A 19,550-nucleotide genomic window follows, 5' to 3' on the forward strand; every position below is an offset into this window, starting at 1 on the left:
AAAATAGAACTACCCTGGATTTTTACCAGAGGTCTATTTTTAACGGGGGAGGATGTCAACCCTCACTCCCAGATTCAACAGTATGGCCGACTTCGCTGATCCATTGGGCAATTTCTGCGGGGGATGCGGTGGTTTCTACCGTGACGATTTTATTGGCTACATCCACCGATATTTGGGCCGCCGGTTGCTGATTGTTAATCGCTTTAGTAATGGTATTAGCGCAACCTTCACAGGCAATACTAGGCACTTTTAGGGTAATTGTCATTGTTGTAACTCCAGTAACTTATAAGTAGTCTTGCAAAATTAATTTCTTGGTTAGGATAGGCAATAGGCAATAGGCAAGAAGTAGTTAAATCTGTGTGATTAATTGCGTTCAGTAAATTATAGCTAAAAACTAGCATAAATTGTCAGAGGTAGCTGATTTTTTAAGAGTTTATTTACCATTTCAGCACTGCCGCTTCGATCCCCTGTTCCCGACGCAGTTGACTATCTTTTTCTAGCCATTGGATTACCTGTTTATGGGTTAGTTCTTCTAGGGTTACTCCCGTATCTTCGGCGATTATTTTTAGTAAGCGTAGGGAAGAAATCGTTAAACGAGTCAGGAATTTTTCGGGAGAAGTCAAGAGGGCAGCGTCCACATCTGCGGATTCTTCTGGGGTTAAAAATTGTCTGTTTTCGATCATAGTTTTATTTGGTTTCCATCCAATTGTCACCGGCTTTAATTTCTACCAAGAGAGGGATCGTCAAGGAGACAGCTTCTTCCATAGTCGTCTTGATTTTTGACTCTAGGGATGGCCATTCTTCCCTCGGTACTTCCAAGACTAATTCATCATGGACTTGCAGCAGTAATCTCGCTCGATAATTTTGCAGTACCTCTGCCAATTTTACCATCGCTACTTTAATAATATCAGCACTGGAACCCTGAATGGGCGCATTAGCGGCCGATCTTAATAATTGTGCCTCCTCGTTGTTGAGTTTGAGGCTATCTAAATCGATGTCATGTAAGGACAGTCCCCGCAGTCTTTTTAAGAGAGGATTATCGAAGTTAAAATAACGTCTTCTGCCCAAAATTGTTTCCACATATCCCTGAGTGATCGCTTGTTTTTTGCTATTCTCTAAATACTCAAATACTTGGGCATAACGTTGATGATATTTTTCAATAAATTTTCTGCCCTGTTCTACGGTTAATTTCGATTCACGGGCGAATTTTTGCGCTCCCATGCCATAAATAACCCCGAAGTTAATTGTTTTTCCTAAACTGCGTTCTTCGGGGGTAATTTCCCTTTTATCAAAGAGCAATTGAGCGGTGACTTTATGCACATCTTGATTACTACGATAGGCTTCTAATAAAACTGGTTCTTGGCTGAGATGAGCGAGAATTCTTAACTCGATTTGTGAGTAGTCCGCTGACACTAATAAGTAACCATTTTCGGGAATAAAAGCTTGACGAATTCGTCTGGAAAATTCACTGCGAATGGGGATATTTTGCAGGTTAGGATTGGAGGATGATAAGCGTCCGGTGCTGGTGATGGTTTGATTAAAATCTGTATGTACTCGTGCGGTTTTTGGTTCGGCTAATTTCGGTAAAGCATCCACATAGGTTGATTTTAATTTGGATAAGGTGCGATGTTCAAGGATATAATCAACTAAGGGATGATCTCCTTGTAGTTTCTCTAAAACACTTTGATCGGTGGAGTAACCTGTTTTAGTTTTTCTGGATTTTTTGCGATTGAGTGCCAATCGATCGAAGAGGATTTCACTTAACTGTTTAGGAGAGCTAAGATTAAAAGTTTCTCCGATAGATTCGTAGGCATTTTTTTCTATGTATGCTAGGTCTCTTTCTAGTTGCTGGGAAAAGTTTTTTAGATAATTGATATTAATTTTTATACCATAATTTTCCATCTGCCACAGCACCATGACTAAGGGAGATTCTATTTCAGAGAATAATTGATACAAAGGGGGAATTTTAGTTAATTCTGCCTGTAATTTTTCTCGAAGTAAATAGGTAGCGTAGGCATCTAATCCGCAGTAGTTAGCAGTGGTGGGAATATCTAAATCAGCGATGGTTTTTCCCGCAGGAATACCGAGACTTTTATAACTAAGGGAAGTGATGCCAGTTAAATAGCGATCGCATAAATCTTCGAGATTATGAGTTAGTTCGGGATGGAGGACATAACTAGCCACCATAGTATCAAAAACTAGACCTTTAACGGTAATTCCTTGATGATAAAAAACATCAATATCAAATTTCGCATTCTGGAAGACTTTTGGATAATCATCACTGGCTAAAATTGGGCGTAATTTTTCGAGAACTATCTCTAGATTTAAATTATCACCGCTCTGGTGGCCGATGGGAATATAGGCCATAGCATTTAATTCTTTTCCCCAACAGCAACCGATCCCGACCAATTTGGCTACACGAGGATTTAAATCCGTGGTTTCGGTGTCCCAAGCGACGGGAAAATGTGGATTAGTGAAAGTTGTTAATTTTGCCAGTAAAGCATCTAACTTAGGAATAGTATCAATAATGTCGGGAGCAATTAGAACCGGTGGAGAAATAGGGGGTAAATCAAACAGAGACAATTGATTAGAATCAGCATCGCTAGTTAATTCTAGGGTAGGAGTGCCACCTAGATGCTGTTGAATTTGATCGAGTTTCTGGAGAATTTTCTTTAACTCTAATCTTGCCAATAAAGGTTGAACTAAACGCCGATTAAAACCTCGGAGACGAAATTTCTCTTCCTCGAGACTAACGGGGGCATCAAGGGCAATTTTGGCTAAATAGCGAGAACTTTCGGCGGCGGTTTTTCCCTCTAATAATTTAGTTTTTACCATTCCCTTAATCGATTCCAGATTGGTATATATATCGTCTAAGTTATCGTATTTTTTTAATAAATCTATCGCTGTTTTTTCGCCAATTCCGCGCACCCCGGGGATATTATCAGACTTATCACCGCAAAGAGCTTTAAAATCTACTACCTGTTTTGGTGTCACCCCTAACTTTTCCGTGACAGCTTGGGAATTGAATTCTGTATAACCCTGTCCCGATGTACTTTTGACCGCATTAATATCCAGATAGAGAACCGTGGTTTTTTTCTCCTCATCTACCAATTGGAATAAATCTCGATCGCCTGTTAAAATCTTGACCGTATAACCATGATCACCGGCTTGTTTTGCCAAAGTTCCTAAAACATCATCTGCTTCATAACCCGGAGAAGTCACAATAGGAATATTCATCGCTGCCAAGAGACTTTGCAGATTAGTTAAATCGGGGCGAAATTCTTCGGGAGTCTCTTGCCGATTAGCCTTATAATTGGCATCAGCTTCATGGCGAAAAGAAGGAGCTGCTAAATCAAAAGCAACTGCTAAATAAGTGGGTTTTTGAGTTTCAAGTAACTGCATCAGAGAATTTAAAAACCCAAAGCACACACTGGTGGGAATGCCGGTAGAAGTACGCAGAGGACCAGAACGAGACTTGGCAAAGGCATAATAGGCACGAAAAGCCAAAGAATGCCCATCAATCAGGATAAATAGCTTATTTTGCTCGGTACTGGTCATAATCTAGCCTCTTTAGTCCTATCAAAATAATACTAAATATTGTATAAAATTTACATTCCCTATTTTGCCCAAATTTGACAAGGGGGGTTTTTCTGTTTAGAGTATAACAGATGCTGGCATTGTTCTAAACTTAAATCTTTCTATCTCTTGACAGGCGGCCGATTGTGCTACCAATTGCATCAATAGCATTTACAGGCATCCTGCTTGTACCACTAGGGAAAAACTAGACCGAATTACAGTAGCTCCCAATATTTGTTTAGAATAACTAACTATCAGAAAAATGCGGATTACTGTAGGTTCTGTTTTAAAGCTGTTAGCGAAGGGAATTATGCTACACTAGCATCAATATCTAGTCAAAAAGGCTTGTAATTTATGACTCCTCATCTTTCTCTTAGCCAGATTATAGAATCTATCGATCAACTTTCTTTAGAAGAACAAAACCAATTATTTGAAAAATTAGCGCAGAAAAAACAACAACAAGAGCATCCACTGCTCAATATACCAGTTACACTAACCTATAATCCCCTCTTAGATGAAGTCATAGAGAGTATAGAAACCTATCGTCAAAAAGTTGACCAAGAAGACAGTCAACAAGTTGAAACACCGTGACTCAATATATATTAGATACCGATCATATAACCCTACTGCAAAAACTACATCCGAACTTAGTTCGGAGAGTAGCGTCTATCGATCCTGATGATACGGCTATAACAATTATTACTTTAGAAGAACAAGTAAGAGGATGGTTCAGCGTGATCAGAAAATACTCTCAAAGCAATCAATATGAAAAGTTAATCAAAGGCTATCAAGGTTTGAGAGATATAGTTAATTATCTGAGCAAATTTAAAATTTTGAACTATACTTTAGAAGCTCATTATCATTTCAGAGAATTACGGGAGCAAAAAATTCGTATAGGAACACAAGATTTAAGAATTGCAGCGATTAGTTTATCAGAAAACAGTATTTTAGTAACACGCAATTATCGTGATTTCTCTCAAATCCCTAATTTACGCCTACAAGATTGGACAATATAGAACTCTGTAGGGATGACTACGAAAATTGTTACATTTTTTAAGGATTACCCAGCCATTATTCAGCCATTAGCCTGGCATCGGCGATCGCTGATAACTGATAACTGATAACTGATCACTGATACTTAACACCGCCTCAAAAAAAATATTTGCCAAAAAGCCAGCGTAAGGGTATTTTAAGAATAATTTTATATGAGTACTTTGCGATTACATGAGAATCCTAGTTACAGGCGGTGCAGGTTTTATTGGTTCCCATCTAATCGATCGCTTGATGGAACAGGGTCATGAAGTGATCTGTCTGGATAACTTCTACACGGGGGTGCGCCGAAATATCGTTAAATGGCTAGGAAATCCTTATTTTGAGCTAATTCGTCACGATATCACCGAGCCGATCCGTTTGGAGGTGGATCAGATCTATCACCTAGCCTGTCCTGCTTCCCCAATTCACTATCAATATAATCCCGTAAAAACGATTAAAACCAATGTTTTAGGGACTATGTATATGCTGGGCCTAGCTAAAAGGGTAAAAGCGCGATTTTTGCTCGCTTCTACCTCGGAAGTCTATGGCGATCCCGATGTGCATCCGCAAACGGAAGAATATCGAGGTAATGTCAACTGCATCGGACCGCGTTCCTGTTATGACGAGGGTAAACGGGTAGCGGAAACCCTGGCTTTTGAGTATTATCGGGAGCATAAAGTCGATATCCGGGTGGCTCGGATTTTCAACACCTACGGCCCGCGAATGTTGGAAAACGATGGACGAGTGGTGAGTAATTTCGTGGTCCAAGCTTTGCGAGGTGAACCCTTAACGGTGTATGGTGAAGGTTCCCAAACCCGCAGTTTTTGCTATGTTTCTGACCTGGTGGAAGGGTTAATGCGTTTGATGAATGGAGACTTTATCGGGCCGGTTAATTTAGGCAATCCCGACGAATACACAATTTTGGAATTAGCGCAAGTCATCCAAGGCATGATTAATCCCGAGGCCGAATTGGTCTATAAACCACTGCCGGAAGATGATCCCAAGCAAAGACAACCGGATATCACTCGTGCTAAAACTTATCTGGATTGGAGTCCAACTATTCCTCTAAGTCAGGGTTTAAAAATGACGATCGAGGATTTCCGTTCTCGTCTAAGCTAATCCCTAATCAATAAATTTAACTTAATTGTCACTGGAGTAATTATCATGCGTGTTTGTGTTATCGGAACGGGTTATGTGGGTTTAGTCACCGGGGTGTGCCTAGCACATATCGGCCATCATGTTATCTGTATTGATAACAACGAAGAAAAAGTCAAATTGATGAAATCGGGACAATCCCCCATCTATGAACCGGGGTTATCGGAATTAATGCAGTCTTCGGCAGCCTCTGGCAATCTGGAATTTTCCACAGACCTAGAAGCGGGAGTTAAACACGGCGAAATCCTCTTTATCGCTGTTGGTACACCAGCACTACCGACTGGGGAAAGTGACACCCGTTATGTGGAAGCGGTGGCCCGGGGTATTGGGGCCCATCTCAACGGTGGTTATAAAGTAATCGTCAATAAATCTACCGTTCCCATCGGTTCTGGCGATTGGGTACGGATGATCGTCCTCGATGGCGTGGCCGAGAGACAAAAAAATCTCGTGGCCGCTGGGGGCGGTATTAGTACATTAGAACGTATTGAAGCGGAATTCGATGTGGTCAGTAATCCCGAATTTTTACGGGAAGGTTCGGCGGTTTATGATACTTTTAACCCCGATCGCATTGTTTTAGGCAGTAATAACCCGAAAGCAATCGAAATGATGAAGGAATTGTACGCGCCTTTGATTGAACGCCAATTCGCTGAGGATACCTCCTTGCCTCCCGTTCCCGTGGTGGTTACGGATCTCAGTTCGGCGGAAATGATTAAATACGCCGCTAATGCCTTCCTAGCCACCAAAATTAGCTTTATTAACGAAGTAGCTAACATCTGCGATCGCGTGGGAGCCGATGTCACCCAAGTGGCTAAAGGTATCGGTTTAGATTCCCGTATCGGTAGCAAATTCCTCTCGGCCGGGATCGGTTGGGGGGGTTCCTGTTTCCCCAAAGATGTGTCGGCTTTGGTACATACCGCAGAAGACTACGGTTACGAAACGGAATTACTCAACGCCGCTATCAATGTTAACAAACGTCAACGGACAATTGCGATCGAAAAACTGCAACAGGAATTAAAAATCCTCAAGGGTAAAACCGTCGGTTTGTTGGGATTAACTTTTAAACCCGATACCGATGATATGCGCGATGCCCCGGCTTTAACTATGATCGAACAGTTAAATCGTTTAGGTGCTAAGGTAAAAGCTTACGATCCGATCGTTTCCCAAAGTGGTTTAAGTCACGGTCTCAGTGGTGTGATTATCGAATCGGATCCGGAAAGATTGGCCGATGGTTGTGACGCTTTGGTGGTGGTGACGGAATGGCAAGAATTTCTCCGTCTTGACTACGGCAAAATGGTTAAAACCATGCGCGAACCCGTGTTAATTGATGGTCGCAATTTCCTCGATCCTGCGGTGGTGACAGCAGCCGGTTTCCGTTACCTGGGGATTGGACGTTAATCCCAGCAATCCGCCTTTTTATCAGGACTGACGCGGGTGGGGAAGGAGCAAGAAGCAGCAACCCTTACCCCTGCTCCTGGAGGCGAAAACTGCCCGATTATGCCAGCTGAAACCCGAAAACTTCCTAGTTGACCATGGGGTTATTGGCTATAGTTAAATGATATGAACGGGGCTACTAGAATCCAGAAGCGATCGGTAGAATTGAATTGAGAAACTAGAAATCAGTTTTAGCAATAACTATGGTTAGCTCTGTTCAATACCGCTACACTAACGAACAAGTTAGGGACTGGTTACGGGGATTACTGACAATTGCCTGGTCTGATGGGGATTATAGCACCAGCGAACAGGAATCGATCGCCCGTTTCGCTCACGAATTAGAATTAGATGACGACCACGTTCTCTATCAATCGATTAGTCCCGAAGAATTGGCCGCAAGTTTCGGTCATGACCCCAAAATATCAGAAAACTTCCTCCGCACGGCGGTCATGGTAGCGATCGCCGACGGCATTTATTCCCCCGCAGAAGCGCAATTACTGCGTAGTTATCGGGATGCTTTCGGGTTAGAAATCGAGGCCCTGTCAGCTTTAGAACATACTATCTGTGAAATTCCCGAAATTACCACAGAAGCGAATAAATCCGAGTTTATCAGCGCCGAACATCCCCACCCGGATCTGCTTCATCCCCTCAAAGATTGGTTAGATGGGGTAGAAATGCACGATCCGCGCTTGGCCCGGTTTATCTGCAAAATGGTGCCGCCTCAATGTCCTTTTGAACGCGATATCGTGCTGTTTGGTCATAAATTAGTCCATATTCCGCCTCTGTGCAAGTTAAATCCTCTCTACGAGCAATTAGTCGGGTTACGCTTCCGCGCCCTTTCATACTTAGCCGATGATTGTCAAGAAGATATTTCTGAGTATATTTAGCCAATTTAATTAAAATTGCGGCTAACATGGTATAAATATCCTGCTGACAGAAAATATCTCAACCTAAGGGCTTTTCCTAGCCAGGGCTGGCTGAATAAATCTAAAAACCTTGTTGGATAAGGCTTTTAGACTTTTTTCCCCTCAAAAAGTGCTGACCATTGGAGTGATCGGGGGTAAAATTCAGGTACTTTTTCCCTGAAAATTAGGTAACTGACTACCTCAAAATCGGTAAAACCCTACACCCCACACCCCACACCCCACACCCTGCCCCCACCAACAAACTTTTTCAGCAGACCCTAGCTAATTCTTCCGTTAAAATTAGGTTAAGTCGCCGTTAAGAGAGAAAAACTATGAGTAAAAACTCCCGACGAGTCGATTTTCCTGATTTACCCGGGCTAAAAAACCTGCGCTCCTATCAATGGCAGTGGCTGGGCCGAGATATACTCGCCGGTGTCACCGTGGCGGCCTACGCTATTCCCCAGTGTATGGCTTACGGGGACCTGGCCGGGGTCGATCCCGTGGTGGGATTGTGGACTCTCGTGCCAGCCGCCCTAGTTTACGCCCTTTTCGGCTCCTCATCGCAACTATCCCTCGGACCAGAATCGACCACGGCAGTGATGACGGCGGCAGCGATCGCACCGATGGTGAGCCTTCAAGGAGAAAATTACGGCAGTTTAGCGGCTTTTTTAGCCCTAATGGTCGGTTTAATCTGTTTAGTTGGTTATATCGCTCGCTTGGGATTTTTAGCTAATTTACTCTCCAAACCGATCCTGATCGGTTATATGGCGGGAGTGGCGGTGATCATGATTGCCGGACAACTGGGTAAAATTAGTGGTTTGTCAATCGGTGAAAATACGGTTTTTAAAGAAATTTTAGCTTTTTTTCGGGGAATAAACCAATGGCACTGGCCAACCCTTAGCCTCGCTCTATTGCTGCTACTATTTCTATTTGTCATCCAAAAATATTTTCCCAAAGCACCGGGTCCCTTGCTGGCGGTTTTACTGGGAACCCTCGCCGTCGCCACCCTCCATCTCGATGGAGAGGGGGTGGCAGTAGTGGGGAAAATTAGCAATACTTTGCCGAATTTTGGCTTACCAACCCTAGATTTTTCCCAATTACTACCCCTAGTAACCGCAGCCGTCGGCATTGCCCTGGTGGGCTATTCCGATAACGTCTTGACCGCCAGAGCCTTCGCCGCACGTCATAACCAAGAAATCGATGCCAATCAAGAATTTTTAGCCCTAGGACTGGGGAATCTGGCGGCGGGTTTTTGTCAGGGATTTCCCATCAGCAGCAGCGCCAGTCGCACCGCGGTGGGCGATTCGGTGGGCAGTAAAAGTCAACTTTACTCCCTGGTGGTGGCAGTGGTGGTGGTGGCGGTCATTTTCCTGCTCGGTCCAGTACTGGCACTCTTTCCGAAGGCTGCCTTGGGTGCGCTGGTGATTTATGCGGCCTGTAAACTGGTGGATATTGCTGGCGCTAAACGACTAAAAAGCTTTCGCAATAGTGAGTTTAATCTCGCTGTCCTGACCATGGTGGGGGTGCTAACCACGGGGATTTTAAGCGGGGTTGCCATCGCCATCGGTCTCTCGGTTATCGATTTATTGGCCCGCATTACTCGGCCCGATGATGCGGTCTTGGGTACGGTTCCGGGGGTGATGGGTTTACACGCGCTCCAGGATTGGCCGGAAGCGCAAACAATACCGGGTTTAGTTATCTATCGTTACGATGCCCCCTTATTTTTTGCTAATGCGGCCGACTTTAAACGTCGCGCCCTCAGCGCCATTGCCCGGGAGACAAAACCGGTAGAATGGTTTGTCTTGAATACGGAGGCCCTTGGGGAATTGGATAGTACAGCAGTGGAGATTCTTGAGGAATTAGCGGCAGAATTATCAAGACGGGGTATAGTTTTTGCCCTCGCTAGGGTTAAACACGATCTGTACTTACAATTGCAACTTTCTCGCTTGTTAGATAAAGTTAGCGAGGAGAGAATTTACTATACTTTGCCGGCGGCGATCGAAGCTTTTAAAAATCGTTAACTGATAGTTAGGGGTCGAGAAGGTCGTCGCCGACCTCCCCTCCCATAAAGAACCTACCCGTCCATAGTTTTCGCACTTTATTGAAATTAGCTGATAGAGTTGTCTAAGTTGGGCTTCCGTCGGTTGCATTTAGTCATTATCGGCTTGATTTTAGATTATTGTTCATTTTTAGCATCATTAACTGAAAGTCACTTCCCTAACCTATTTAGCATCAGTTTAACCCATTTTTCAAGAATCTAGGCTAGAATATAAAGACAAGACGTATTGCTCTGGGTTAATCTACTCTGTAGAAGCTAAGAAGGTAATCAAAATGGCTAAATATTCGCCTCTTATCCATGTATCTCCTGAAACTATGAGTGGTGTTCCTGTTTTTTCAGGTACTAGAGTTCCGATACAAACACTTTTTGATTATCTTAAAGCAGGAGAATCAATTGATGATTTTTTAGAGGGTTTTCCAACGGTAACAAGAGAACAAGTTATTAGCTTACTTGCAGAATTTGAAAAAGAGCTTATTGATAGGGTAGCGTGAAATGAGGCTTCTTTTAGATGAATGTATTGACCGAAGATTAATGAGGGAGTTTACAGGTTATAATATCAAAACTGTTCCGCAAATGGGATGGACTGGGATCAAGAATGGTCAACTGTTAGGTTTAGCTTCACAAGAATTTGATATTTTTATTACAGTGGATAAGAATTTGCCGTTTGAGCAAAATTTACCGCAGTTTAATCTAGCTATTATTATTTTACAATCACAATCAAATCGTTTGGCTGATTTAAAGCCTTTGGTCCCTAAAGTTTTAGAAGTTTTGGCAACAGTAACAAAAGGAACAGCAACAGTAGTAAGTTTATAACAACCTATTTAAAATGAATTTAAGCCATTTTTCAAGAGTCTGGGCTAAGATATTAAGGCAATGCTGCATTACACTGCGTTAATGCAGCCTACAAAATTGGTGATCGCACTCGATGAGATGATAAAATATCAATTATTGAAGAACAAAGCTATCTCCTCCATTAAATCGATAATATTTGATACCAGTTGCGTCATCTGTGACAGTAATACTATTAGGATTACATTTGCTCATTCCCGATGGACCACTACCACCACCAAAATTGAAAAAAGGAGCCATCGCTATACATTTTCCAGCTGACACAGGAACATAACAATAATCACCGCTAACTGAAGCACCAGATATATTAGGTTCAACTATTTGTCTTTCATTAATAAACATAGGTCCTGTTTTACACTGATACTGACGACGAGATTGGCTAATTAAAATATCATTACTCATATTGTTTGCTTGTATGGGAGCAGAATGAATTAATCCCACACCAATGAACATAAAAAGGATTTTAATGACTCTCATAGTGAGTAGTTACTGCAAAAACAACCATAAACAGTACCATCCTAACTAATAAGTTTAAACATTTTCAAGACGGAAAAAAACGGATATTGTCGGAAGTTTTGTTAACTATGTTTACAAATATCGGAAAATAACGGATAATGACGGTATTATGTCCCCAAATCTTAACATTACTCCCATGGATACCCAAGAAGTCTTCTCACTTATTGATAATCTGGTTTTTGACCACACGGGAAAGCATCTCGATACATTGCAATTAGGGATTTTAAAGAACGTTTTTGATGGTCAGAAATATGCAAAAATAGCAGAAAAATATAATTGTTCTGAAGGTCATGCCAGAGATAAAGCCTATGAACTTTGGCGCATTCTTTCGGAAGTGTTAGGGGAAGAATTAAATAAATCAACTGTTCGAGCAGCAATTGAAAGGTTAATTGTCAGCAATAGTATTAATAATTTGGGTAATAAATCTGTAAAAATTGATCAGGTTACTTTCTGTCATAACCCTTCTAATAATCGAGAAATAGAAAATTATCATATTGATAAAACTGAAAACAATGTTATTAAAGCAAAACTAGAAACTGTTCCCAAACTAATAGGATTAGGATTAACAATCGAACAAATTGCTCAAGCTCTTGATTTAGATATACAATTAATTTTAGATAGTCTCAAACCAGAGTAACTTTGATAACTTTATCAAGATATGGATGTCAAGCTGCTTTGATACACAATTGACAAGGATAGGGAAATGGAGAAATTTCAACTAATACCCCAAAACTAAACCGCCAACCCCAACATCTAGAACTGCTATAGTTAAAAAATGCCTTAAATTATCTTGCTTAGTGTCAAAAACAATGAGCTAATTAAGTCCCGCCGCTGCTAGAGAAATTGAACGCTGGAGTTAAAGCAATCGCCTGAGTTTTTCCTATCTGCGTTTGGCAGAATTTAGGGCGCGTTAAACGGCGACAATCTCTGCTTAAACTTGAATCTAACAATCCGTCGTAACGCACCTATCTATCATTAATTTATTTGTTGAGTTACGCTGTGGAAGGGCGCACCCTACTACATTCATAATTGATAATTTCTCATAGCTGTTATAATTAGATAACTCTCCCAGTCAGGGGAAAAACTATGACAACTCTCGACATTTTACCAGAAGTTACCTGTCCCCCCACGGATTTATGGAGTGATGAACCACCCTTGGAAAGTGATTTACACCTGCAACAGATCATAATTCTTCTCAGTTGTCTAGAATTGTTATGGCAAGAGAAAAACGATTACTACGCTTCCGGTAATCTGACTATCTACTATAACGAAGAACAACTGAAAAAGCGCGATTTCTGTGGTCCAGATTTTTTTGTGGTTTTAGATACAGAAAAACGTCCCCGCAAAAGTTGGGTGGTTTGGGGAGAACAGGGTAAATATCCCAATGTAATCGTCGAGATTATTTCCGATTCTACGGCCAATATTGACCGCACTAAAAAGAAAATTCTCTACCAAAATACTTTTCGCACTCCTAATTATTTTTGGTTCGATCCCAATACCTTAGAATTGCAAGGATTTACGATACTTGAGGGACAATATCAAGCTATTTCTCCGAATGACCAGGGTTATCTATGGAGTGAACAGTTAGGATTATATTTAGGAATATTTGACCGTAAACTGCGTTATTTTACCGCCGATGGTCAACTGGTTCCCACTCCCCAAGAAGCTGAATTACAGCAAAGACAAGCAAAGGAACAGATTCTTTTAGAAAGGGAACAGATTCTTTTAGAAAAGGAACAAGAACGACAGGCAAAAGAACAGGCTTTTTTAGAAAAAGAACAAGAACGACAGGCAAAAGAACAAGAACGACAAGCTAAGGAAAGATTAGCGGCAAAATTACGAGAATTAGGCATCAATCCTGAGACAATTTAGCCAGTTAAAATTCCCCATTCCTAATTCCTAATTGATAATTTCTCATAGCTGTTATAATTAGATCAATGTCCCAGCCAGGGGAAAAACTATGACAACTCTCGACATTTTACCAGAAGTCACCTGTCCCCCCACGGATTTATGGAGTGATGAACCACCCTTGGAAAGTGATTTACACCTGCAACAGATCATAATTCTTCTGAGTTGTCTAGAATTATTATGGCAAGAGAAAAACGATTACTACGCTTCCGGTAATCTGACTATCTACTATAACGAAGAACAACTGAAAAAGCGCGATTTCTGTGGTCCTGATTTTTTTGTGGTTTTAGATACAGAAAAACGTCCCCGCAAAAGTTGGGTGGTTTGGGGAGAACAGGGAAAATATCCCAATGTAATCGTCGAGATTCTCTCCGATTCTACGGCCAATATTGACCGCAATAAAAAGAAAATTCTCTACCAAAATACTTTTCGCACTCCTAATTATTTTTGGTTCGATCCTAATACCTTAGAATGGCAGGGATTTAGACTAATTGAGGGACAATATCAAGCTATTTCTGCCAATGAGCAGGGTTATCTATGGAGTGAACAGTTAGGATTATATTTAGGCATATTTGACCGGAAACTGCGTTATTTTACCGTCGATGGTCAACTGGTTCCCACTCCCCAAGAAGCTGAATTACAGCAAAGACAAGCAAAGGAACAGATTCTTTTAGAAAGGGAACAGATTCTTTTAGAAAAGGAACAAGAACGACAGGCAAAAGAACAGGCTTTTTTAGAAAAAGAACAAGAACGACAGGCAAAAGAACAGGCTCTTTTAGAAAAAGAACAAGAACGACAAGCTAAGGAAAGATTAGCGGCAAAATTACGAGAATTAGGCATCAACCCCCAGACAATTTAGCCGGTTAAAATCTGCAAACAGCGATCGATAACCCCTTGAGTTACAATTATCTTGATTTGACTGGACAGACTTGAATGCAACTCACTCCCGAACAATACAAAGAAAAAATGCAGCGCCGCAAGGTCATCCAAGAGGAACGTTTAGCCGAAAAAATCGCTGAAAAAGGTTTAATTATCGTTAATACCGGCGATGGCAAGGGAAAAACCACGGCAGCCCTCGGTATGGTTTTACGTTCCCTCGGTCATGGTTACAAAGTGGCGGTGGTACAATTTATCAAAGGTGCTTGGGAACCTGCCGAACAAAAGATTTTTAGTGTTTGGGGGGAACAAATCGAGTTTTATGCTATGGGGGAAGGTTTCACCTGGGAAACTCAAGATAGAGAAAGAGATATAGAGAAAGCCCAAGAAGCATGGCAAAAAGCCCTAACTTTTCTCGAAAATCCCCAATATAAGTTAATTTTACTCGATGAGATCAATATCGCCCTTAAATTCGGCTATCTGGATATTCAGGAAATTATCGCTGGTTTAGCCCGAAAACCCGCTAATTCTCACGTTATTCTCACTGGTAGAGGAGCTTTACCCGAATTAATCGAGATAGCGGATTTAGTCACGGAAATGAAGTTAATTAAACATCCCTTTCGTCAACAGGGAGTAAAAGCGCAACCCGGCATCGAATTTTAATTAGGGTTTGCGGCAAAAAGTTTTTCGTGGGGGCAGGGTGTGGGGTGTGGGGTGTGGGGTGTAGGGTTTTACCGATTTTGAGGTAGTCAGTTACCTAATTTTCAGGGAAAAAGTATCTGAATTTTACCCCCGATCCCTCCAATGGTCGGCACTTTTTGAGGGAAAAAAAGTCTAAAAGCCTTATCCAACAAGGTTTTTAGATTTATTCAGCAAGCCCTAATTAACTACTGCTTAAGCGTTGTACGGTCTCTCCCGACAATAATCGATGAGTTTCGGCGAGAAGATAGGGAATTTGATCAGCGTGGGGACTAGCGGCTAAACAGGCAGTTAAATCGAGTTTTTCCACCTCTTTTGCCTGTTGACCGGGGAACCAGTGACCCCCATTCCCCAAGAGATTGTATCTGGCCTTGGCAAAGTCGATCATATCGTAGGCGATAGCGAGATTGCGTAACCAGAGGATAGAAGGAATATTGATGTGATTGGGGGTATTTTCCCAGCTAGGTAAACCCACAGACCAAGTTTTCACCCAATTATCGCCTAAACAGTTGATCATTTCCCCTTGCAATCTCTCGATAATTGGCGGTAAAATCTCCTCGGCTCGATCGAGTAAAGGTAAAGTTTTCAGGTGTTCATCAAAATCTCTGGCTCGCGCAGCACCGATACTCAGGGTATGGACGGTCGGATGACTGAGACAGAATAGGTCATTAAAAACCATCGGACTGAGAGGAAAACAGAGAGCCACGAGCTTAGGGGGAGGATTGTAGAGATGGCCGCCCTTATCGGAGGGACTAATGATAAAAACCCCCATATCGTGCTGTTTTGCCGCTTCTATGGCCGGCCAGTTATTCTGAAAAATATAGTACCAGTGCAGATTGAGGTAATCGTAACAATTTGTTGCAATAATCTTGACAATTACATCAGTTGGTGCATGGGTCGAGAAACCGATAAAACGAACTTTTCCCTGTTGCTGTAATTTTTTCGCCTCTTGCCAACAACCGCCCTCGGCCATAGTGTCATCGAGAATTTCCTCGGTGTTGATGCCATGGATGCCCAACAAATCCACATAATCTAACCGTAAAAATTGCCTGGATTGCTCAAATTTACGGCGAAATTCCCGCACATCTTGACTAGGAGAAACTTTCGTCTGCACGATAATCTTGTCCCTCGGTAGTTGCGGCAAAATTTTGCCTAATTGCATCTCCGAAGTGCCGTAACCCCTAGCGGTTTCGATGTGATTAATCCCCACTTCCAGAGATTTATTGATGATTGCCTCTAAATTGCCTTGATTCTCGTCGGGAATTTGCGACATCGGCACATCCTGCCACTGAAATTGATAGCGCATTCCCCCACAGGAAAACATCGGCATTTGTAGATTAGTGCGACCGAAACGACGATACTGCATATATTCAGTTATCAGTTATCAGTGGGAAGTGAGGAGATGGGGAGGTGGGGTGATGGGGTTTTAGGGTTTTAGGGTTTTGGGGTATTAGTTGAAACTTCCCTATTTCCGCATTCTCCCATTCCCCCATTCCCTATCCCCTGTTCCCCGTTCCCTAAATTTAATCGGATAAAGTGAGAATTTCGACACCGGTTTCGGTGACGGCGATGGTGTGTTCAAATTGGGCCGAAAGTTTACCATCTTTAGTAATAGCAGTCCAACCGTCTTTTAAGACAATATGTTGCCAGGTTCCCTCATTAATCATTGGTTCAATGGTGAATACCATGCCGGGGCGAATTTTTTTGCCCTTGCCACGAGTGCCGTAGTGGGGAACCTGCGGACCGGTGTGAAAAACATTACTGATACCATGACCGACAAAATCTCTAACCACCGAAAATCCTTGTCCTTCGGCATATTCTTGGATAGCCGCCCCGATATCGCCGATTTTACCCCCCGGCTGCACTGCATCTATGCCTCTTTGTAGACATTCTCTGGTAACTTCCACTAACTTTTTGGCCAGGGGGGAGGGAGTACCAACAAAGAAAGTCTGCGAGGTATCGCCGTGATAACCTTCTAAAATCGGGGTGACATCGATGTTAATAATATCGCCGTCTTTGAGGATTTGATCGGCGCTGGGGATGCCGTGACAGATAACCTCGTTAATGCTAGTACAGATGGACTTAGGAAAACCATGGTATCCTAGGGGCGCACTTTTGGCTCCATGGGCGCGAGTCCAACGTTCTGCCTCGTCATTGATTTCTAGGGTACTTACCCCCGGTTTAACCATATCGGCCAGATGGTCTAACAGTTTAGCCGCTAATCGTCCGGCTCGACGCATTTTTTCAATTTCCCGGGGAGAGAGTAAGGTGATGGTATCGTTGCCCATGAATTATCCGACTGTTGAGAAAGATTCTTGTTACATTTCTTATCCTAGCAAAATCGGGCAGCGTTATTGTTTAGGGGGTTGGGTTATGGGAGTGGGGGAGATGGGGAAGTGGGGAGATGGGGTGTAGGGTGTGGGGTGTGGGGTGTGGGGTGTAGGGTGTGGGGAAGTGGGGAAGTGGGGAGACCACTTCGTGCGCGTTGCGGGGGGAAATGGGGAGAATAAATAAAAATAATCTCCTGTCTCCTGTCTCCTGACTACTGATAACTGAGGTTCTTCGTTACTTGGTATGGTTCAATAGGGTGGCATAAATCGACTAAATCCTTATCTGGCAAGAGTTCTATTGATTAGTTCGTTCTAGATCGAAAACAATTGACAAAAATCGCATCAATGTCCTTTTCTATAAGGGATGAAACCCTTATAGAAAAGGACATTGCATAGCACAAACCGAAGAACCATAACTGATAACTGATAACTGATAACTGATAACTGATAACTGATAACTGATAACTGATAACTGATAACTGTCTCCTATCTCCTGACAAGACAAATTAACCGAATCTACCGGCTACATAATCGCGAGTTTGTTGATTAACTGCATCGGTGAAAATTTTCTGGGTGGCATCACATTCCACCAAATGACCGACGCGGCTTTCATCGGTATTAAAAAAGGCCGTGCGATCGGATACCCTAGAGGCCTGTTGCATATTATGGGTGACAATGACGAGCGTGTATTGTTGCTTCAATTCATGGATTAATTCCTCGACTTTGAGGGTAGAAAGGGGGTCTAAAGCGGAACAAGGTTCATCCATTAATAATACTTTTGGTTTTACCGCCAAAGCGCGAGCAATACACAATCTTTGTTGTTGTCCTCCCGATAATCCTAAAGCGGATTTCTTCAACAGATCTTTAACTTCATTCCAAAGAGCAGCTCCTTTTAAAGCTGATTCCACAATCCCATCTAATTCACTGCGACTAGCGGAACGATAAATTCTAATACCGTAGGCAATATTATCGTAAATACTAGCGGGAAAAGGGTTAGGGCGCTGAAACACCATACCCACCTGTCGCCGTAAGGTATGAAGGTTAACTTTGGGGGCGTAGATATCCTGGCCAAAAAACCTAACTTTGCCCTTAACTGTCACTTGCCCCTCTAATTCCCCGATGCGATTGAGGGCTTTTAAGAGAGTAGATTTACCACAACCAGAGGGGCCGATCATGGCGGTTACTTGCCTTTGCGGGATTTGTAAAGAAACCCCTTCCAGGGCTTTTTTGCTACCGTAGAAAAAGCTAAGATTTTCGACTTCGATCGCCGAATTAGCTAGAGAAGTAGGACTGTTCATGAGAGAGGAATCGATCATCAGAAAAATGCTTAATTTGAGCGTTTACGAGTGACAAAACGGGAGAGAAGGCTAGTAATTAAAACTAAGATAATTAGGACTAAAGAAGCTGTCCAAGCCAAGGAATTTTGTTCAGGAAAGGGGGAACTAGCGTAGTTATAAATCAACACCGTTAAAGCCGGTGTGGGCGACCAAAGACTTTCTTGCCAAAATTGACTAAATAAAGCCGTAAACATTAAGGGAGCGGTTTCTCCAGCGGCCCGGGCCACCGCTAATAATATCCCGGTCATAATCGGTGCGATCGCTGCTGGTAGGACAATGCGAAATACCGTATCGAAACGGGAACCCCCCAAAGCGGAGGAACCGAGACGGTAGGACATAGGTATTAGTTTTAGGGCCTCTTCCGTGGTTAAAGCGATGATGGGCAACATAATCACCCCCAAAGCAAAGGCCCCCGCCACGGCGGAAAATTGTTTGGTAGTTAACACCAAAACCCCGAAGGAAAACACCCCGACGATGACGGAAGGGGTACTACTCAACACCACGATCGCAAAGCGCAGAATGCCGCCAATTTTGGAACCCCGAGCGAATTCCGAGAGGAAAACCCCGGTGAGAATCCCCAGAGGTATGCTGCCTAAAGCCGCTAAACCGACCATAGTTAAAGTACCCACGATCGCATTGGCAAAACCGTTGGGAACACTGGGATCAGAGCCAACTGGGGCGGGTAAAGAGGTGAAAACTTGCCCATTGAATCCGGGTAAACCTTCTTTGACAATTTGAAAGAGGATAGCGAATAAAGGTAGAATGGCGATGGCACTAAGAGCGATCGCTAAACCCGTGAGACCGTTGGTAAAAAAATGTCGCCAGGGTGACAGGGGTTGCTGTAAATCTTCTTCGGGAAAAGCTCCTTGGCTCATAA

21 protein-coding genes are annotated in these 19,550 nt (G+C 42.7%); 13 read left to right on the forward strand and 8 right to left on the reverse strand.

Annotated features, from left to right (window positions below; all coding sequences use genetic code 11):
• Nucleotides 1-55: 55 nt before the first annotated feature.
• The 3 genes from MAE_RS07915 to polA form a co-directional block, all read right to left on the reverse strand.
• Nucleotides 56-265, reverse strand: coding sequence for a heavy-metal-associated domain-containing protein (locus MAE_RS07915; RefSeq protein ID WP_012265117.1), 210 nt, complete (start codon nucleotides 263-265; stop codon nucleotides 56-58).
• A 172-nt stretch (nucleotides 266-437) separates the two neighbouring features.
• Nucleotides 438-683 carry a hypothetical protein gene (locus MAE_RS07920; protein ID WP_002746191.1) on the reverse strand — a complete coding sequence of 82 codons (246 nt, stop codon included), beginning with the start codon at nucleotides 681-683 and terminating at the stop codon, nucleotides 438-440.
• Nucleotides 684-687: 4 nt separating this feature from the next.
• Nucleotides 688-3,558: a DNA polymerase I gene (polA, locus tag MAE_RS07925; protein WP_012265118.1), complete on the reverse strand. Its 2,871-nt coding sequence runs from the start codon at nucleotides 3,556-3,558 to the stop codon at nucleotides 688-690.
• A gap of 372 nt (nucleotides 3,559-3,930) precedes the next feature.
• Here polA and MAE_RS07930 point away from each other — a divergent pair, with 372 nt between their 5' ends.
• The 8 genes from MAE_RS07930 to MAE_RS07965 all read left to right on the forward strand — a co-directional run bounded on the left by MAE_RS07930 (nucleotide 3,931) and on the right by MAE_RS07965 (nucleotide 10,971).
• Nucleotides 3,931-4,167, forward strand: a complete 237-nt coding sequence (locus MAE_RS07930) for a hypothetical protein (protein ID WP_002746188.1) — start codon at nucleotides 3,931-3,933, stop codon at nucleotides 4,165-4,167.
• Nucleotides 4,164-4,592: a type II toxin-antitoxin system VapC family toxin gene (locus MAE_RS07935; RefSeq protein WP_002781451.1), complete on the forward strand. Its 429-nt coding sequence runs from the start codon at nucleotides 4,164-4,166 to the stop codon at nucleotides 4,590-4,592. Before MAE_RS07930 ends, MAE_RS07935 begins: the two co-directional genes overlap by 4 nt.
• A 208-nt stretch (nucleotides 4,593-4,800) precedes the next feature.
• Complete coding sequence (locus MAE_RS07940; protein ID WP_012265119.1) at nucleotides 4,801-5,727, forward strand: UDP-glucuronic acid decarboxylase family protein; 927 nt, start codon at nucleotides 4,801-4,803, stop codon at nucleotides 5,725-5,727.
• Between the two features lie 45 nt (nucleotides 5,728-5,772).
• On the forward strand, nucleotides 5,773-7,158 hold the full coding sequence (locus tag MAE_RS07945) for a UDP-glucose dehydrogenase family protein (protein WP_012265120.1): 1,386 nt from the start codon (nucleotides 5,773-5,775) through the stop codon (nucleotides 7,156-7,158).
• Between the two features lie 239 nt (nucleotides 7,159-7,397).
• Nucleotides 7,398-8,081: a Mo-dependent nitrogenase C-terminal domain-containing protein gene (locus MAE_RS07950; protein ID WP_002754710.1), complete on the forward strand. Its 684-nt coding sequence runs from the start codon at nucleotides 7,398-7,400 to the stop codon at nucleotides 8,079-8,081.
• A gap of 350 nt (nucleotides 8,082-8,431) precedes the next feature.
• Nucleotides 8,432-10,120, forward strand: coding sequence for a SulP family inorganic anion transporter (locus MAE_RS07955; RefSeq protein ID WP_012265121.1), 1,689 nt, complete (start codon nucleotides 8,432-8,434; stop codon nucleotides 10,118-10,120).
• A gap of 310 nt (nucleotides 10,121-10,430) precedes the next feature.
• Nucleotides 10,431-10,649 (forward strand): DUF433 domain-containing protein, encoded by a 219-nt coding sequence (locus MAE_RS07960; protein ID WP_002781447.1) that lies wholly within the window; start codon nucleotides 10,431-10,433, stop codon nucleotides 10,647-10,649.
• Nucleotide 10,650: 1 nt separating this feature from the next.
• Nucleotides 10,651-10,971, forward strand: coding sequence for a DUF5615 family PIN-like protein (locus MAE_RS07965; RefSeq protein ID WP_002781446.1), 321 nt, complete (start codon nucleotides 10,651-10,653; stop codon nucleotides 10,969-10,971).
• 132 nt (nucleotides 10,972-11,103) lie between these two features.
• Here the strand turns inward: MAE_RS07965 and MAE_RS07970 are convergent, their stop codons facing one another.
• Nucleotides 11,104-11,460 carry a hypothetical protein gene (locus tag MAE_RS07970; protein WP_231859747.1) on the reverse strand — a complete coding sequence of 119 codons (357 nt, stop codon included), beginning with the start codon at nucleotides 11,458-11,460 and terminating at the stop codon, nucleotides 11,104-11,106.
• A 199-nt stretch (nucleotides 11,461-11,659) separates the two neighbouring features.
• Between MAE_RS07970 and MAE_RS07975 the strand changes: the two genes are divergently transcribed.
• From MAE_RS07975 to cobO, 4 genes are all read left to right on the forward strand, one after another.
• A complete protein-coding gene (locus tag MAE_RS07975) occupies nucleotides 11,660-12,160 on the forward strand; it encodes a hypothetical protein (RefSeq protein ID WP_012265123.1) in 501 nt (166 codons plus the stop codon).
• A 449-nt stretch (nucleotides 12,161-12,609) separates the two neighbouring features.
• Entirely contained in the window at nucleotides 12,610-13,395 is a 786-nt protein-coding gene (locus MAE_RS07980; RefSeq protein ID WP_012265124.1) for a Uma2 family endonuclease, read from the forward strand.
• Between the two features lie 88 nt (nucleotides 13,396-13,483).
• Nucleotides 13,484-14,290 (forward strand): Uma2 family endonuclease, encoded by an 807-nt coding sequence (locus MAE_RS07985; RefSeq protein WP_012265125.1) that lies wholly within the window; start codon nucleotides 13,484-13,486, stop codon nucleotides 14,288-14,290.
• 74 nt (nucleotides 14,291-14,364) lie between these two features.
• Nucleotides 14,365-14,970: a cob(I)yrinic acid a,c-diamide adenosyltransferase gene (gene cobO, locus MAE_RS07990; protein ID WP_002797868.1), complete on the forward strand. Its 606-nt coding sequence runs from the start codon at nucleotides 14,365-14,367 to the stop codon at nucleotides 14,968-14,970.
• Nucleotides 14,971-15,190: 220 nt separating this feature from the next.
• On the opposite strand, the gene MAE_RS07995 is transcribed toward cobO, so the two are convergent.
• Both MAE_RS07995 and map read right to left on the reverse strand, forming a co-directional pair.
• Nucleotides 15,191-16,372 (reverse strand): aldo/keto reductase, encoded by a 1,182-nt coding sequence (locus MAE_RS07995; protein WP_012265126.1) that lies wholly within the window; start codon nucleotides 16,370-16,372, stop codon nucleotides 15,191-15,193.
• A 157-nt stretch (nucleotides 16,373-16,529) separates the two neighbouring features.
• A complete protein-coding gene (gene map, locus MAE_RS08000; protein WP_002760006.1) occupies nucleotides 16,530-17,294 on the reverse strand; it encodes a type I methionyl aminopeptidase in 765 nt (254 codons plus the stop codon).
• 66 nt (nucleotides 17,295-17,360) lie between these two features.
• Here map and MAE_RS33235 point away from each other — a divergent pair, with 66 nt between their 5' ends.
• Nucleotides 17,361-17,516: a hypothetical protein gene (locus tag MAE_RS33235; RefSeq protein ID WP_158303501.1), complete on the forward strand. Its 156-nt coding sequence runs from the start codon at nucleotides 17,361-17,363 to the stop codon at nucleotides 17,514-17,516.
• 326 nt (nucleotides 17,517-17,842) lie between these two features.
• Here the strand turns inward: MAE_RS33235 and pstB are convergent, their stop codons facing one another.
• Both pstB and pstA read right to left on the reverse strand, forming a co-directional pair.
• Nucleotides 17,843-18,652, reverse strand: a complete 810-nt coding sequence (pstB, locus tag MAE_RS08005; RefSeq protein ID WP_012265128.1) for a phosphate ABC transporter ATP-binding protein PstB — start codon at nucleotides 18,650-18,652, stop codon at nucleotides 17,843-17,845.
• A gap of 11 nt (nucleotides 18,653-18,663) precedes the next feature.
• Nucleotides 18,664-19,548, reverse strand: a complete 885-nt coding sequence (pstA, locus tag MAE_RS08010; protein ID WP_002760009.1) for a phosphate ABC transporter permease PstA — start codon at nucleotides 19,546-19,548, stop codon at nucleotides 18,664-18,666.
• Between the last annotated feature and the right edge of the window lie 2 nt (nucleotides 19,549-19,550).

Origin of the sequence: Microcystis aeruginosa NIES-843, from assembly GCF_000010625.1 — a bacterium.
GTDB lineage: Bacteria > Cyanobacteriota > Cyanobacteriia > Cyanobacteriales > Microcystaceae > Microcystis > Microcystis aeruginosa.

Excerpts from the sequence above, each read along its gene's own strand:
- MAE_RS07915 (WP_012265117.1), bottom strand. The coding sequence starts at position 265 with ATGACAATTACCCTAAAAGTGCCTAGTATTGCCTGTGAAGGTTGCGCT.
- MAE_RS07920 (WP_002746191.1), bottom strand. The coding sequence starts at position 683 with ATGATCGAAAACAGACAATTTTTAACCCCAGAAGAATCCGCAGATGTG.
- polA (WP_012265118.1), bottom strand. The coding sequence starts at position 3,558 with ATGACCAGTACCGAGCAAAATAAGCTATTTATCCTGATTGATGGGCAT.
- MAE_RS07930 (WP_002746188.1), top strand. The coding sequence starts at position 3,931 with ATGACTCCTCATCTTTCTCTTAGCCAGATTATAGAATCTATCGATCAA.
- MAE_RS07940 (WP_012265119.1), top strand. The coding sequence starts at position 4,801 with ATGAGAATCCTAGTTACAGGCGGTGCAGGTTTTATTGGTTCCCATCTA.
- MAE_RS07945 (WP_012265120.1), top strand. The coding sequence starts at position 5,773 with ATGCGTGTTTGTGTTATCGGAACGGGTTATGTGGGTTTAGTCACCGGG.
- MAE_RS07950 (WP_002754710.1), top strand. The coding sequence starts at position 7,398 with ATGGTTAGCTCTGTTCAATACCGCTACACTAACGAACAAGTTAGGGAC.
- MAE_RS07955 (WP_012265121.1), top strand. The coding sequence starts at position 8,432 with ATGAGTAAAAACTCCCGACGAGTCGATTTTCCTGATTTACCCGGGCTA.
- MAE_RS07960 (WP_002781447.1), top strand. The coding sequence starts at position 10,431 with ATGGCTAAATATTCGCCTCTTATCCATGTATCTCCTGAAACTATGAGT.
- MAE_RS07965 (WP_002781446.1), top strand. The coding sequence starts at position 10,651 with ATGAGGCTTCTTTTAGATGAATGTATTGACCGAAGATTAATGAGGGAG.
- MAE_RS07970 (WP_231859747.1), bottom strand. The coding sequence starts at position 11,460 with ATGTTCATTGGTGTGGGATTAATTCATTCTGCTCCCATACAAGCAAAC.
- MAE_RS07975 (WP_012265123.1), top strand. The coding sequence starts at position 11,660 with ATGGATACCCAAGAAGTCTTCTCACTTATTGATAATCTGGTTTTTGAC.
- MAE_RS07980 (WP_012265124.1), top strand. The coding sequence starts at position 12,610 with ATGACAACTCTCGACATTTTACCAGAAGTTACCTGTCCCCCCACGGAT.
- MAE_RS07985 (WP_012265125.1), top strand. The coding sequence starts at position 13,484 with ATGACAACTCTCGACATTTTACCAGAAGTCACCTGTCCCCCCACGGAT.
- cobO (WP_002797868.1), top strand. The coding sequence starts at position 14,365 with ATGCAACTCACTCCCGAACAATACAAAGAAAAAATGCAGCGCCGCAAG.
- MAE_RS07995 (WP_012265126.1), bottom strand. The coding sequence starts at position 16,372 with ATGCAGTATCGTCGTTTCGGTCGCACTAATCTACAAATGCCGATGTTT.
- map (WP_002760006.1), bottom strand. The coding sequence starts at position 17,294 with ATGGGCAACGATACCATCACCTTACTCTCTCCCCGGGAAATTGAAAAA.
- pstB (WP_012265128.1), bottom strand. The coding sequence starts at position 18,652 with ATGATCGATTCCTCTCTCATGAACAGTCCTACTTCTCTAGCTAATTCG.
- pstA (WP_002760009.1), bottom strand. The coding sequence starts at position 19,548 with ATGAGCCAAGGAGCTTTTCCCGAAGAAGATTTACAGCAACCCCTGTCA.